The sequence below is a fragment of the Pseudomonas vlassakiae genome (genome assembly GCF_014269035.2).
Taxonomy (GTDB): domain Bacteria; phylum Pseudomonadota; class Gammaproteobacteria; order Pseudomonadales; family Pseudomonadaceae; genus Aquipseudomonas; species Aquipseudomonas vlassakiae.
In genome coordinates this window covers 151,622-166,535 of the sequence record NZ_JABWRP020000004.1, presented here as the reverse complement: position 1 = coordinate 166,535, position 14,914 = coordinate 151,622, and the positions used below count along the sequence as shown (strand labels likewise).

Sequence of the window (14,914 nt, the reverse complement as noted above, 5' to 3'; positions counted from 1 at the left end):
CGCGCAGCCCGTGCATAACATGATCTCGCCGCAGACACATGCTCAAAGCGCAATTCAGGTTTATGATGGCCCTCGGCCGACCCAAACCTCACACGGAGTGCGCAATGCAGACCCTGTACCCGCAGATCAAACCTTACGCCCGGCATGATCTGGCCGTGGAAGCGCCGCATGTGCTGTATGTCGATGAAAGCGGCTCGCCGGAAGGTCTGCCTGTGGTATTCATCCACGGTGGCCCAGGCGCGGGCTGTGATGCCCAGAGCCGTTGCTACTTCGACCCCAACCTGTACCGCATCATCACCTTCGACCAGCGCGGCTGTGGCCGCTCCACGCCGCACGCGAGCCTGGAGAACAACACCACCTGGCACCTGGTCGAGGACCTTGAGCGCATCCGCAAGCACCTGGGCATCGAAAAATGGGTACTGTTCGGCGGCTCGTGGGGCTCGACCCTGGCGCTGGCCTACGCCCAGACCCATCCCGAGCGCGTTCACGGTCTGATCCTGCGCGGCATCTTCCTGTGCCGTCCGCAGGAAATCGAGTGGTTCTACCAGGAAGGCGCCAGCCGCATGTTCCCCGACTATTGGCAGGACTACATCGCACCGATCCCCGCGGAGGAGCGGGGTGACCTGGTCAAGGCCTTCCACAAGCGCCTGACCGGCAACGACCAGATCGCCCAGATGCACGCGGCCAAGGCCTGGTCCACCTGGGAGGGCCGGACCGCCACGCTGCGCCCGAATCCGCTGGTGGTCGACCGCTTCTCCGAGCCACAGCGCGCGCTGTCGATTGCCCGCATCGAATGCCACTATTTCATGAACAATGCGTTCCTGGAGCCTGACCAGCTGATTCGCGACATGCCGAAGATTGCCCATCTGCCGGCGGTGATCGTGCATGGCCGCTACGACGTGATCTGCCCGCTGGACAACGCCTGGGCGCTGCACCAGGCCTGGCCGAACAGCGAGTTGAAGGTGATCCGCGACGCCGGGCATGCCGCCTCCGAGCCAGGTATCACCGATGCCCTGGTGCGTGCGGCCGACCAGATGGCGCGCCGTCTGCTCGACCTGCCGCTGGAAGAAGCATGAAGGGCTTGCTGCAACGCGTGCGTGGCGCACGCGTGGAAGTGGGCGGGGAGATTGTCGGTGCCATTGACCAGGGCTTGCTGGTGTTGGTGGCGGTGGAGCCTGAAGATACCCGTGAACACGCCGACAAACTGTTGCACAAGCTGCTGAACTATCGCGTGTTCAGTGACGAGCAGGGCAAGATGAACCTGTCGCTCAAGGATGTCGGTGGCGGCCTGCTGCTGGTGTCCCAGTTCACCCTGGCGGCTGATACCCGCAGCGGCATGCGGCCGAGCTTCTCGACCGCCGCACCACCGGCGCTCGGGGCGGAATTGTTCGACTATCTTTTGAGCAAGGCACGCGGCCAGCATGCCGATGTGGCAAGCGGGCGTTTCGGTGCAGACATGCAGGTGCACCTGGTCAATGATGGCCCTGTGACATTCTTGTTACAAATATGAGGTCGAAAAACCCTTTGTTTATAGGAAAACAAGGGGTTTTGTACGATAAATAGTTAGTCCACACTGATGCGTTGTAACGCATCCTGCTGGATAATCGCGCGCTGCGTGAGCCTGCGTTCGCAGGTTCGTTTCACTCTGACTCGAGCATTGTCTGGACCCGTTTGGGGAATCATTAGGCCCTCATGGGGTCCGAACAGTGCTCGCCAACCCGGCATTTGTCGCTGGCCGTTGGTTTCATGATCTGTTTTCGGCGAGGGTTGCTCGTGATTGTTAGTCCCCAAAAAGCATCAAGAATCCCCGGCACCGGGCTGCGCAAGGCCCTGATGGCCAGTGTGGCACTGGTCGGCCTGATGAGCGCGGGCCAGCTGTGGGCATTCAATCTTGACGATGTTGCAGCCAAGGCAAAGGATCTGGCCGGCCAGAAATACGAAGCACCGAAGAGCAATCTGCCTGCGGTGTTCCGCGACATGAAGTTCGCGGACTACCAGAAGATCCACTTCCTCCAGGAAAAGGCCGAGTGGGCCAAGGACAAGACCCCGTTCAAGCTGTCCTTCTACCACCAGGGCATGCACTTCGACACACCGGTGAAGATCAACGAGATCACTGCCACCAAGGTCGAGGAAATCAAGTACGACTCGAGCCGCTTCGAGTTCGGTGACGTGCCGCATGACCCGGAAACCGTCAAGAACCTCGGTTACGCCGGTTTCCGCGTGCTTTACCCGATCAACAAGGCCGACAAGCAGGACGAGATCATGACCCTGCTGGGGGCCAGCTACTTCCGCGTGGTCGGCAAGGGCCATGTGTACGGCCTGTCGGCCCGTGGCCTGGCCATCGACACCGCGCTGCCGTCGGGCGAGGAGTTCCCGCGCTTCACCGAGTTCTGGGTCGAGAAGCCAAAGCCGGCCGACAAGCACCTGGTGATCTACGCGCTGCTGGATTCGCCACGCTCCACCGGCGCCTACAAGCTGATCCTGCGCCCGGGCAGCGATACCGTGGTCGACGTGCAGTCGCGGGTGTTCCTGCGTGACCAGGTCAGCCGCCTGGGTATCGCCCCGCTGACCAGCATGTTCCTGTTCGGCCCCAACCAGCCCTCCAAGGTGCTGAACTATCGCCCGGCCCTGCATGACTCCGAAGGCCTGTCGATCCATGCCGGCAATGGCGAATGGCTGTGGCGCCCGCTGAACAACCCGAAACACCTGGCCGTGAGCAACTTCAGCGTCGAGAACCCGCGTGGTTTCGGCCTGATGCAGCGCCAGCGCGCCTTCAGCGACTTCGAAGACCTCGACGACAACTACCAGAAGCGTCCAAGTGCCTGGATCGAGCCGAAAGGTGACTGGGGCAAGGGCACCGTCGACCTGGTCGAGATCCCGACCGCCGACGAGACCAACGACAACATCGTTGCCTTCTGGAGCCCGGAGAAGCTGCCTGAACCCGGCAAGCCGTTCGAATACGCCTACCGCCTGCACTGGACCATCGACGAGCAGCAGTTCCAGGCCCCTGACCTGGGCTGGGTCAAGCAGACCCTGCGCTCCACCGGTGACGTCAAGCAGTCCAACCTGATCCGCCAGCCAGACGGCAGCGTCGCCTTCCTGGTCGACTTCGCCGGCCCGGCCCTTGCCGCCCTGCCGGAAGACACCCCGGTGCGCAGCCAGATCAGCGTTGGCGACAATGCCGAGGTGGTCGAGAACAATCTGCGCTATAACCCGGAGACCAAGGGCTGGCGCCTGACCCTGCGGCTGAAGGTCAAGGAAGCCAACAAGTCCACCGAAATGCGCGCTGCGCTGGTGCGTGACGTGCCGGTCGAGCCGGCCAAGCCTGCTGCTGAAACCAAGCAGGAAAAGGCAGCAACCAAGCACGCCAAGCATGAGAAAACCGCCAAGGCGGAACCAGCCAAGGCCGAACAACCCGCCGCCGATGCGGCACCCACCAACGGGACCCCGGCCACCACTGAAAAAGTGCTGACCGAGACCTGGAGCTATCAGTTGCCTGCCGATGAGTAACTCAAGCGCAAGGCCAGAATCGCTTGGCGAATACCTGGCCCACCTCCCACTGAGCGATGAGCAGCGCGCGGAACTCGCCAGCTGCACTTCGTTCAGTGAGCTGCACCAACGCCTGGCGGCCAACCCGGCCGCCAACGCCACCGAGGCCGTGCAGGCCTCGGTCGGCCCGCGCCTGACCGTGGGCAGCGCCGCCGAGCTGGAAGATGCCGAGATGCTCGGTGTCGACGGCAGCGGCCGCCTGTGCCTGAAGATCGCGCCGCCGATCAAGCGCACCAAGGTCGTGCCCGAGCCATGGCGCACCAATGTGCTGATCCGCGTGTGGCGGCGCATGACGGGCCGTGCCAACGCGCCGCAGCCGCCCAAGCGCGAGCTGCCCGCTGCGCGCTGGCGCACGGTCGGCTCGATCCGTCGTTACATCCTGCTTGCCCTCATGATTGGCCAGACCATCGTCGCTGGCTGGTACATGAAGGGCATCCTGCCGTACCAGGGCTGGTCGTTCGTCGACCTGAACGAAGTCGTCAACCAGCCGCTGTGGGACACCGTGGTGCAGGTTTGGCCGTATGCCTTGCAGACGTCCATCCTGGTGCTGTTCGGCATCCTCTTCTGCTGGGTGTCGGCAGGCTTCTGGACCGCGCTGATGGGCTTCCTCGAGCTGCTCACAGGGCGTGACAAATACAAGATTTCCGGCAGCAGTGCCGGCAATGAGCCGATTGCCCCCGAGGCGCGTACCGCGCTGGTGATGCCGATCTGCAACGAAGACGTGCCGCGTGTGTTCGCGGGCCTGCGGGCGACCTTCGAGTCGGTGGCGGCCAGCGGCAACCTCGACCGTTTCGACTTCTTCGTGCTCAGCGACACCAACGACACCGACATCGCCGTGGCCGAGCAACAGGCCTGGCTGGACGTGTGCCGCGAAACCAAGGGCTTCGGCCGTATCTTCTACCGCCGCCGCCGTCGCCGTGTGAAGCGCAAGAGCGGCAACCTCGACGACTTCTGCCGTCGCTGGGGTGGCGAGTACAAGTACATGGTCGTGCTCGACGCCGACAGCGTGATGAGTGGCGAGTGCCTGAGCAGCCTGGTGCGCCTGATGGAGGCCAACCCGGACGCCGGCATCATCCAGACCGGGCCGAAAGCCTCGGGCATGGATACCCTGTATGCGCGCATGCAGCAGTTCGCCACCCGCGTATACGGCCCGCTGTTCACCGCCGGCCTGCACTTCTGGCAGCTGGGCGAATCGCACTACTGGGGCCATAACGCGATCATCCGCATGAAGCCGTTCATCGAGCACTGTGCCCTGGCTCCGTTGCCGGGCAAAGGTGCGTTCGCCGGCGCCATCCTTTCCCACGACTTCGTCGAAGCCGCGCTGATGCGCCGCGCCGGCTGGGGCGTGTGGATTGCCTATGACCTGCCGGGCAGCTACGAAGAACTGCCGCCGAACCTGCTCGACGAGCTCAAGCGCGACCGCCGCTGGTGCCACGGTAACCTGATGAACTTCCGCCTGTTCCTGGTCAAGGGCATGCACCCGGTGCACCGTGCGGTGTTCCTCACCGGGGTGATGTCTTACCTGTCGGCGCCGCTGTGGTTCCTGTTCCTGGTGTTGTCGACGGCATTGCTGGCGACCAACACCCTGATGGAGCCGCAGTACTTCATCGAACCGTACCAGCTCTACCCGCTGTGGCCGCAGTGGCACCCGGAGAAGGCCGTGGCGCTGTTCTCCACCACTATCGTGCTGCTGTTCCTGCCCAAGCTGCTCAGCGTCATCCTGATCTGGGCCAAGGGTGCCGTCGAGTACGGTGGGCGCATCAAGGTCACCCTGTCGATGCTGATGGAGATGCTGTTCTCCATGCTGCTGGCGCCGGTACGGATGATCTTCCATACCCGCTTCGTGCTGGCGGCGTTCCTCGGCTGGGCGGCAACCTGGAACTCGCCGCAGCGTGACGACGACTCCACCCCCTGGAGCGAAGCGCTGCGACGCCATGGTCCGCAGACCCTGCTGGGCTTCGCCTGGGCCGGGCTGGTGGCCTGGCTGAACCCGAGCTTCCTGTGGTGGCTGGCGCCGATCGTTGGCTCGCTGGTGCTGTCGATCCCGGTATCGGTCATCTCCAGCCGCACGCGCCTGGGCCTGGCGGCCAAGGACGAGAAGCTGTTCCTGATTCCCGAGGAGTACGCGACGCCGCAAGAACTGCTGGCTACCGACCAGTACACCCACGAGAACCGCTGGCATGCCCTGCATGACGGCTTCGTGCGTGCGGTGGTCGACCCTCGGCAGAACGCCCTGGCCTGCGCCATGGCCACCGCCCGCCACGGTCAGGCCGCGCCGATCGAGGCGCTGCGTGCCGAGCGCGTGGCCAAGGCGATCGAGGTCGGGCCGAAAGGGCTGGACCTCAACACCCGCCTGGCCTTGCTCAGCGATCCGGTGGCCTTGAGCCGCCTGCACGAGCAGGTCTGGGCAGAGCACAACGCGGCGTGGATCGATGTGTGGCGTGCCTCGATCAAGAACGACCCGCATTCGCCGCTGCTGCCGCTGCATCCGGAGAATGAAGGCCAGCCGGCACTCGTCGGCGCCTGATAGATCGCAATCGCGGATAAATCCGCTCCTACGAGGGTTACGCCTGTAGGAGCGGATTTATCCGCGATGCTTTTTTTTGGCCAACAAAGTCCCCCCCGGCTCTAGGTCCAAGCGCCGCCATGCGTTAGCATCCGTTTCCGATAATCCGCATCGGCCAGCACGGCCATGCCAAGACAATAAGATTCGCTTCTTTACTTGCTAGGGGACTTGGTGATGATCAAGAAATATCTTTCGCGACTGCTGGTCGGTGTCACCGCCCTGGTCGCCGTAACGGCGGCCCAGGCCGGCGCCATTGACGACGCGGTCAAGCGCGGCACCCTGCGGGTGGGCATGGACCCCACCTACATGCCGTTCCAGATGACCAACAAGCGCGGCGAGATCATCGGCTTCGAAGTCGATATCCTCAAGGCCATGGCCAAATCCATGGGCGTGAAGTTCGAGGCTGTTTCCACCGCATATGACGGCATCATCCCGGCCCTGCTGACCGACAAGTTCGACATGATCGGCAGCGGCATGACCCTGACCCAGGAACGCAACCTGCGCCTGAACTTCAGCGAACCCTTCATCGTGGTTGGCCAGACCCTGCTGATCCGCAAGGAGCTGGCGGGCGAGATCAAGTCGTACAAGGACCTGAACAACGAGAAGTACCGCCTGACCTCCAAGCTCGGCACCACCGGCGAGATGGTGTCCAAGAAGCTGATCGGCAAAGCCAAGTACCACGGCTACGACAACGAGCAGGAAGCGGTGATGGACGTGGTCAACGGCAAGGCTGACGCCTTCGTCTACGATGCGCCGTACAACGTGGTAGCGGTGGAGAAGGCCGGTGCCGGCAAGCTGCTGTTCCTCGAAGAGCCCTTCACCTATGAGCCGCTGGCCTTCGGCCTGAAGAAAGGCGACTACGACAGCATCAACTTCATCAACAACTTCCTGCACCAGATCAAGCATGACGGGACCTACGATCGTATTCACGACAAGTGGTTCAAGAACAAGGATTGGCTGAAGGAAATGGAATAAGGCCCAGGCCACAAGCCCGGCTTTATGACCCCGACGCGCAGGCAAACCCTGCGCGTTCGCATTTACGGAAGTACCCCACGTGATCAAACACAAGAAAGCCCAGTGGCCCTGGCATGGCTTGACCGCCCTGGTCCTGGTGGGCCTGGCGTTCAGCCTGTACATGGCCACTTCGATGATTTCCTACGAGTGGCGCTGGAACCGCGTACCGCAGTATTTCGCCTACAAGGCTGAAGAAACGCAACGCGCAGCCGGTTACGGCACCGTGCAGGAAATCGTCATTTCCGGCGACAATGCCCGCGTCACGCTGAAGGACGAAAGCGGCGCCGAGCAAGTGCTCGAGGTGGCCAAGGACAGCCTGCAACTGAGCCGCGGCGATGACGTCGCCGAAGGCGACCCGATCGGGGTGACCCGTCACTGGGCCGCTGGCCCGCTGGCCTGGGGCTTGTGGACCACGCTGTGGATTTCGGTGGTGTCCGGTGCGCTGGGCCTGGTGATCGGCCTGTTCGCCGGCCTGTGCCGGTTGTCGAACAACCCGACCCTGCGCGACCTGTCGACGGTGTACGTCGAACTGGTGCGCGGCACGCCGTTGCTGGTGCAGATTTTCATCTTCTACTTCTTCATCGGCACCGTGCTCAACCTGTCCCGGGAGTTTGCCGGGGTGGCCGCGCTGGCGCTGTTCACCGGCGCCTATGTCGCGGAGATCGTCCGCGCCGGCGTGCAGTCCATTGCCAAGGGCCAGAACGAAGCGGCTCGCTCGCTGGGCCTGAACGCCGGCCAGTCGATGCGCCACGTGATCCTGCCACAGGCATTCAAGCGTGTGCTGCCACCGCTGGCCGGGCAGTTCATCAGCCTGGTCAAGGACACCTCGCTGGTGTCGGTGATCGCCATCACCGAGCTGACCAAGAGCGGCCGCGAGGCCATTACCACGTCGTTCTCGACCTTCGAGATCTGGTTCTGCGTGGCCGGCCTGTACCTGCTGATCAACCTGCCGCTGTCGCACATCGCCAGCCGGCTCGAGCGGAGGCTTGCGCAAAGTGATTGAAGTCCGTGACCTGCTGAAAGTCTTCGACACCCGTGGCCATGTGGTGCGGGCTGTGGATAACGTCACCACCCAGGTCGCCAAGGGCGAAGTGGTGGTGGTGCTCGGCCCGTCGGGTTCGGGCAAGTCGACCTTCCTGCGCTGCCTCAATGGCCTGGAGCATTTCGACGAAGGCCGCGTGGCCATCGACGGCCTGCAACTGGCCGACCCGAAGACCGACATCAACGCCTACCGCCGCGAAGTCGGCATGGTGTTCCAGCACTTCAACCTGTTCCCGCACATGACCGTGCTGGAAAACCTGTGCCTGGCGCAGAAGGTGGTGCGCAAGCGCAACAAGGCCGAGCGTGAGGCCAAGGCCCGGGCGTTGCTGGAGAAAGTCGGCATTGCGCAGAAGGCCAACGAGTATCCGTCGCGCCTTTCCGGCGGCCAGCAGCAGCGGGTGGCGATCGCCCGTGCCCTGGCGATGGACCCGAAGGTGATGCTGTTCGACGAACCGACCTCGGCGCTGGACCCGGAAATGGTCGGCGAGGTGCTGGACGTGATGAAGACCCTGGCCCAGGAAGGCATGACCATGGTCTGCGTCACCCACGAAATGGGCTTTGCCCGGGAAGTGGCGGACCGCGTGCTGTTCTTCGATCATGGCAAGCTGCTGGAAGATTCGGCGCCGGCTGAGTTCTTTGCTGCGCCGAAAGACCCACGGGCTCAGGCCTTCCTGCGCCAGGTGCTGTAACCGCGGTGGATTCATCGCGGATGAATCCGCTCCTACGGGAAGCAGCGCAGATCCCTGTGGGAGCGGTTCATCGGGGCGCCGGACCGCCCGGTCCTACAGGTTGAACCGCCCCACCATCCCTCGCAATTGCCGCCCCAAGTGCTCCAGCTCCCCACTCGAAGCCGCGGTCTGTTCACTGGCCGTACTGGTCTGGTCCGACACATCCCTCACGCTGATCACGCTGCGGTTGATCTGCTCGGCCACCACGCTCTGCTCCTCGCTGGCCGTGGCGATCTGCTGGTTCATCCCCTGGATGCTCGATACCGTGTCGGTGATCTGCGCCAAGGCTTGTCCGGCCCTGCGGCTCAGCTCGACGCTTTGTTCGGTAAGACTCTTGCTGCTGTCCAGTAGCCGGTTCACTTCGTCGGTGCCGTTGTGCAGGCTGTCGATCAACTGGCCAATCTCTTCGGTCGCGGTCGAGGTTCGCTGGGCCAGGCCGCGCACTTCATCGGCCACCACGGCAAAGCCGCGTCCGGCTTCACCGGCCCGTGCCGCTTCGATGGCTGCATTCAAAGCCAGCAGGTTGGTCTGTTCGGACACCGACTTGATCACATCGAGAATGCTGCCGATGCGCTGGCTCTCGCCGGCCAGGTGCTGCATGGCGGCCAGGCAATGGTCCATCTGCCCCGCCAGTTGTTCGATACGGCCAATGGCTTCGCCTACCACCTGGTCACCCAGTTGCGCTTGCTGGTCGGCATTGGTGGCCGCCAGTGAAGCCTGTTCGGCGTTCTGCGCCACCTCCTGCACCGTGGCGCTCATCTGGTTCATGGCGGTGGCGACCTGGTCGGTTTCCTCGCGCTGCTGGTTGATGCGCAGCTTGGTGTCCTCACTGCTCGCTGCCAGCTGTGATGCCGCCTGGGAGAGCTGTCCGATACCCTGGTCGATGCCACCGATGAGTTCGCGCAGGCTGGCGATCATCTCGCTCATGCGGGTCTGTAGTTGTCCCATTTCGTCACGGCGCTGCACCGGTTCGAGCTGGCTCAGGTCGCCCTTGGCGATGCGCGCGGCCAACGCCAGCGTCTGGCGCAGCGGTTGGGTGATCTGCTGGGTAATCAACCACCCGGCGATGACGCCGACGATCAGGGCCAGCAGCGCCACACTGGTGAGCAAGGAGCGGGCAGCCACGGCCTCGCTGTCGCGTTGCTCCACCTTCCTGTCGCTCAGCTCCAGGCTGACGGCCCTGAGCTCGGTGCCCATCTGTTCCATTTCATTCTGCAACTGCTCGACCTGCAACGCCGTTTGACGGTACTGCTCGAGGCTGCTGCGGTACTTGTCCAGTTCGATGCCAGGCTGTTCCGTCAGCGTGCGTGGCAGCCCCAGTGGCGCAAGGCCTTTGAGCAGTTGGCCGAGGCTGGTATCGGCGGCGTTCAGGGCGACATCGCCGACCTTGGCGAAGTCCTCGAGGGGCGAGAAGGTGTAGGCCGGCACCAGGCTTTGTTGATTGGCTGTGTCGACCTGACGGCTCAGGTTATCCATCAGCCCCAGCACGCCGCCCTGACTATCGGCAGGCATCTTCAGCAGGGCCTGGGTCTGCAGCTCGTCGATCACGTCATTGAGCTTCTGCTCCTGGGCCTGCATCGCTGCGCGGACTGAACGGCGCTCGTCGACACTGCGTTGCAGTGTGGAGAAGGTATCGCGCAGGCGCTGCAGCAGCTGCAGCTTCTGGGTCAGCATCTGGCGTGATTCATCGACGCTGCTGCGCTGCTGCAGGGTGGTGAGCATGGCGTCGAGCTGCTGCAGGATACCGGCGATCTGCGCCTTGCTGGCGTCGTCCGCCAGCACCCGGTAGGTGATGCGCTCGGCGCGCAGGTCCTTGACCAGATCATTGATCTTGCCGATTTCGCTGAGCTGTTCCGAGCGGGTGATGGCGCCGTCCAGTGCGCGCCAGCCGCTGACCGTGGTGACCATGGTCAGCGCGAGGACCACGGCGAAGCCCAGGGCGAGCTTGGCGCCGACACTGATGTTGCCGAGCCTGTGATTGAGGTAGCCGAACATGGCAAGTCTCCGTCCAGTTGGTGGGGATGGGATGCTGGCGTAGTGCTGGCATCTCATCCCTGCCAATCGGCGGAGGGCTTGTAGGACTTGACCTGAAAGTTCTGTAGGAAAATTCAGCGCAAGTGCAGAGGCGTCAGAGCCTGAATCGTCCGACCAACCCTTGCAGATGGGTGCCCAGGCGCGCCAGTTCGACGCTTGAGCTGGCGGTCTCCTCACTCGCTGCGGAGGTCTGGTCGGAGATATCGCGAACATTCATCACGCTGCGGTTGATCTCTTCGGCGGTGGCGCTCTGCTGCTCGGCGGCGGTGGCGATCTGCTGGTTCATGGCCTGTATCGACGACACCGTGTGGGTGATGGTTTCCAGCGAACTGCCGGCGCGGCGGGTCAGTTCGACGCTGCTGTCGGTCAATTGACGGCTGGCGTCCATTACACTGGCCACGCGCTGCGTGCCGTTTTGCAAGCCGGCGATCAGCTCTTCGATTTCCTCGGTGGATTGCTGGGTGCGTTGGGCAAGGCTGCGCACCTCGTCGGCGACCACTGCAAAGCCGCGCCCGGCTTCACCCGCACGCGCCGCTTCGATGGCGGCGTTGAGCGCCAGCAGGTTGGTCTGTTGGGCCACCGACTTGATCACATCAAGCACGCTGCCGATCTTGTCGCTTTCGGCCTTGAGCTGGTTCATCGCTTCGCTGGAGTTGACCACTTCGCTGGCCAGGCGCTCGATCTGCGCGACCGCCTCGCTGACCACGCGATCGCCTTCGCGTGCCTGCTGGTCGGCCATGGCCGCCGCTTCCGAAGCTTGCTCGGCGTTGCGTGCCACTTCGTGGACGGTGGCAGCCATCTCGTTCATCGCAGTCGCTACCTGGTCGGTCTCGACCTTCTGATTATTGACCCCGGCGCTGGTCTGCTCGGTGACCGCCGACAGCTCTTCGGCGGCGCTGGCGATCTGCGTCACGCCATCGCCGATGCCGCCGATCAGTTCGCGCAGGCCCTGGGTCATGCGTTGCATGCTGGCTTGCAACTGGCCGAGTTCGTCGCGGCGAGTCGAATGCAGGTCCTGGCGCAGGTCGCCGTTGGCCACGCGCTCTGCGGCAGCCAGGGTCTGGCGCAAGGGGACGATGATCTGCCGGGTAATGGCCCATGCCGCGAGCAGGCCCAGTACCAGAGCCAAGGCCGTGGCACCGCCGAGCATGACTTTGGCCTGGGCAGTGCCGGCATCACGCACTTCGGTTTGCGAAACGGTCATGGCCTCGCTGGTCTGCAGCAGCAGCGAGCCCTGTTCAGCCATGCGCTGCAACGCCTGTTCACTGGCGTCCTGGGCATTGCCGAACTGGGTGACCGCATCGCGGTAAGCGGCCAGCGCGCTGGCCGAGTCGTCGAGGCTGGCGGCATGTTCGGCCGGCAGCTTGGCCGGCAGTGCCTTGAGCACGCTCAGCGCCTCGTCGATGGCCTTGAGCGCGGTCTGCTGGAAGTCAGCATTGCCGCTGTAGGTGTAGCCACGTACCTGGAAGCGCGCCTGTTGCACCAGTGCACTGACTTCCACGACCTGTTGGTACTGGCTGATGTCGCCGTTCTGCAGCAGGCGCTGTTGCACCCGGTTGATCAGTTCGACGGCCTTGTCGGCGCTGTCACCCAGCACGCCGCGGGCGGCCTCGCGGCGCTGGCCGGCCTGTTTGAGGTCGTTGAAGGCTTGCTGGTACTGGTTTACGGCGGCCTGCTGCTGTTGCAGGCGCTGGCGGTCGGTGGGCTGTTCGATCTGCCCGAGCATGAAGGTGATCTGCCGTTCGAGATTGCCCAGGGCCTTTTCCAGCTCGCCGATGGCCGCATCGCTGCGGTCACGCTGGTAGTGCTGGCGGGCGATGCGCAGCTCCTGGGTGTACTGGTGGATCACCGAAATGTTGCCCAGTTTGTCACCACGCTCGGTGACACTGTTCAAACCCTGCCAACCCGTAAAGGTGATGGCCAGGGTCAACACCAGCACCAGGCCAAAGCCCAGCCCCAATTTGCGATTGACGCTTACATTCCCGAGCGATTGGGAAAACCATTGGTACATGTTCGACTCCCCGGCAACGTGGCAGCACAGATTATTGTAGTGTTGCCAACGCCATCGGCTTGCGCTGGGGAAACTTGATAGGTAAAAGCTGACCCGTCTGTCAGAAAATCCGTGAGAGCAAGGCGGTTACCGCGGTTTCCACACGAAGAATGCGCTCACCCAGCTGCACAGGTGCCAGGCCAGCCTTGCCGAACAGGTCAATTTCGTAAGGAATCCAGCCGCCTTCGGGGCCGATGGCCAGGGTTACCGGGCCTTCAACCGCGCGTGGGCAGGCCGGGTAGGGGCCAGGGTGGCCAACCAGGCCGAGGGTACCTTCGGCGATGGCAGGCAGGCGGTCTTCGACGAACGGTTTGAAGCGCTTTTCGATGATCACTTCGGGCAGCACCGTGTCGCGGGCTTGCTCAAGGCCGAGAATCAGGTTCTCGCGGATGGTTTCAGGGTTGAGGAAGGGCGTTTGCCAGAAGCTTTTCTCAACCTTGTAACTGTTGACCAGGATCAGCCGCGGCACACCCAGGGTGGCCACGGTCTGGAACAGCCGGCGCAGCATTTTCGGGCGCGGCACTGCGAGCACCAGGGTCAGCGGCAGTTTGGCCGGCGGCTGTTGGTCGAAGGCGACCTCCAGCTCGGCTTCATGCTTCTCCAGGCGCAGCACGGTGGCCTTGCCCATCAGCCCGTTGATGCGGCCCACGCGCAGCGTGTCGCCCACCGCGACACCGTGGATTTCCTGCATGTGGGTAAAGCGCCGATCAGCGAGAACGACACGTTCGGCCGAGACGAAATCGGCCTCTTCAAGAAGTAACAGGTTCACGGCTGGGTCGCTGGCGGCTGGTCGTCAGGGGCGTTGTTGGCTTCGTCGTCGGCATGGCTGCGTTTGCGGATCAGGCTGCCACACAGCACGCCAATCTCGAACAGCAGCCACATCGGCACCGCGAGCAGTGTCTGCGAGAAGATGTCTGGCGGCGTGAGGATCATGCCGACCACGAAGCAGCCGATGATCACGTACGGGCGGACCTTCTTCAGGTACTTCACGTCGACCACGCCGATCCACACCAGCAGCACTACGGCCACCGGGATCTCGAAGGCGACACCGAAGGCGAAGAACAAGGTCATGACGAAGTCGAGGTAGGCGGCGATGTCGGTCATCATCGCCACGCCTTCCGGTGTGGCTTTGGCGAAGAAGCTGAACATCAGCGGAAACACCAGGAAATAGGCGAAAGCCATGCCGGCGTAGAACAGCAGGATGCTAGACACCAGCAACGGAATGGCAATGCGCTTTTCATGGCGGTACAGGCCTGGGGCGATGAAGCCCCAGATCTGCTGGAGAATGAACGGGATCGCCAGGAACAGCGAGACGATCATGGTCAGCTTGAACGGCGTGAGGAACGGTGAGGCCACGTCGGTGGCGATCATCGTCGCATTGGCCGGCAAATGGTCGCGCAGCGGCGCCGAGACCAGGGTGTAGATCTGCTGGGCGAAGGAGAACAGCCCGGCAAAGATCAGGAAGATGACTGCCACACAGCGCAGCAGGCGGGTGCGCAGTTCGGTCAGGTGCGAAACCAGCGGCATTGGCTGGTCATGTTCCGGGTTCTCGCTCATGGGGCTCGCGGCGGTTGAGGCGGTTCAGAAGGTGTGACCGGGGCGGCAGGTGGCTCGACCGGCCTGGCTTCGAGCCCGGCAGGTGGCTGCACGCTGGCCGTGGTTACCGGCGGCTGCGCAGGTGGCGTCAGTGGGTTGAGGATGCGCTTGGCTTCCTCTTCCATCTGCAGGATGTGCTCGTTGTGCAGCTGGCGGCGGATGTCGTCGGCGCCGATTTCGCGCTCGACCTCCATCTTGATCGCATTGAAGCTGCGTTTCAGCCGCCCGATCCATAGCCCCGCAGTACGCGCGGCGCCAGGCAGGCGCTCGGGGCCGAGCACCAGCAGGGCGACCAGGCCGACGAGCAGCAGCTCGCTGAAGCTGATGCCGAACATG

Annotated in this window: 12 protein-coding genes and 2 pseudogenes; 7 read left to right on the top strand and 7 right to left on the bottom strand. The window is 63.4% G+C overall.

What is annotated here, in order from left to right; all coding sequences use genetic code 11:
* Positions 1-104 precede the first annotated feature (104 nt).
* The 7 genes from pip to HU738_RS06970 all read left to right on the top strand — a co-directional run bounded on the left by pip (position 105) and on the right by HU738_RS06970 (position 8,859).
* A complete protein-coding gene (gene pip / locus HU738_RS07000) occupies positions 105-1,076 on the top strand; it encodes a prolyl aminopeptidase (RefSeq protein WP_176508153.1) in 972 nt (323 codons plus the stop codon).
* Positions 1,073-1,510, top strand: a complete 438-nt coding sequence (gene dtd / locus HU738_RS06995) for a D-aminoacyl-tRNA deacylase (protein WP_186601743.1) — start codon at positions 1,073-1,075, stop codon at positions 1,508-1,510. The genes pip and dtd overlap by 4 nt, the downstream gene beginning before the upstream one ends.
* 263 nt (positions 1,511-1,773) lie before the next feature.
* Entirely contained in the window at positions 1,774-3,510 is a 1,737-nt protein-coding gene (locus tag HU738_RS06990) for a glucan biosynthesis protein G (RefSeq protein WP_217871434.1), read from the top strand.
* A complete protein-coding gene (gene mdoH, locus HU738_RS06985; RefSeq protein ID WP_186601742.1) occupies positions 3,503-6,076 on the top strand; it encodes a glucans biosynthesis glucosyltransferase MdoH in 2,574 nt (857 codons plus the stop codon). Before HU738_RS06990 ends, mdoH begins: the two co-directional genes overlap by 8 nt.
* A gap of 216 nt (positions 6,077-6,292) precedes the next feature.
* Positions 6,293-7,090: a transporter substrate-binding domain-containing protein gene (locus tag HU738_RS06980; protein WP_025752328.1), complete on the top strand. Its 798-nt coding sequence runs from the start codon at positions 6,293-6,295 to the stop codon at positions 7,088-7,090.
* A 79-nt stretch (positions 7,091-7,169) separates the two neighbouring features.
* The gene (locus tag HU738_RS06975) at positions 7,170-8,132 is read left to right on the top strand and encodes an amino acid ABC transporter permease (protein WP_176508156.1); all 963 of its coding nucleotides are present in this window, start codon (positions 7,170-7,172) and stop codon (positions 8,130-8,132) included.
* Positions 8,125-8,859 (top strand): amino acid ABC transporter ATP-binding protein, encoded by a 735-nt coding sequence (locus HU738_RS06970; protein WP_176508223.1) that lies wholly within the window; start codon positions 8,125-8,127, stop codon positions 8,857-8,859. The genes HU738_RS06975 and HU738_RS06970 overlap by 8 nt, the downstream gene beginning before the upstream one ends.
* Before the next feature lie 93 nt (positions 8,860-8,952).
* Here the strand turns inward: HU738_RS06970 and HU738_RS26320 are convergent, their stop codons facing one another.
* The 7 genes and pseudogenes from HU738_RS26320 to tatB form a co-directional block, all read right to left on the bottom strand.
* Positions 8,953-9,657 carry a methyl-accepting chemotaxis protein gene (locus HU738_RS26320; RefSeq protein ID WP_420066523.1) on the bottom strand — a complete coding sequence of 235 codons (705 nt, stop codon included), beginning with the start codon at positions 9,655-9,657 and terminating at the stop codon, positions 8,953-8,955.
* A 198-nt stretch (positions 9,658-9,855) separates the two neighbouring features.
* Positions 9,856-10,806 (bottom strand): annotated as a pseudogene (locus tag HU738_RS26315) (methyl-accepting chemotaxis protein); the annotation flags it as partial.
* A 220-nt stretch (positions 10,807-11,026) separates the two neighbouring features.
* Positions 11,027-11,740, bottom strand: coding sequence for a methyl-accepting chemotaxis protein (locus tag HU738_RS26310; RefSeq protein WP_409519843.1), 714 nt, complete (start codon positions 11,738-11,740; stop codon positions 11,027-11,029).
* 141 nt (positions 11,741-11,881) lie between these two features.
* Positions 11,882-12,943 (bottom strand): annotated as a pseudogene (locus tag HU738_RS26305) (methyl-accepting chemotaxis protein); the annotation flags it as partial.
* Between the two features lie 100 nt (positions 12,944-13,043).
* The gene (locus HU738_RS06955; protein ID WP_176508159.1) at positions 13,044-13,751 is read right to left on the bottom strand and encodes a 16S rRNA (uracil(1498)-N(3))-methyltransferase; all 708 of its coding nucleotides are present in this window, start codon (positions 13,749-13,751) and stop codon (positions 13,044-13,046) included.
* Positions 13,748-14,539: a twin-arginine translocase subunit TatC gene (gene tatC, locus HU738_RS06950; RefSeq protein ID WP_186601740.1), complete on the bottom strand. Its 792-nt coding sequence runs from the start codon at positions 14,537-14,539 to the stop codon at positions 13,748-13,750. The genes HU738_RS06955 and tatC overlap by 4 nt, the downstream gene beginning before the upstream one ends.
* Entirely contained in the window at positions 14,536-14,913 is a 378-nt protein-coding gene (gene tatB, locus HU738_RS06945) for a Sec-independent protein translocase protein TatB (protein ID WP_186601739.1), read from the bottom strand. The genes tatC and tatB overlap by 4 nt, the downstream gene beginning before the upstream one ends.
* Position 14,914 lies beyond the last annotated feature (1 nt).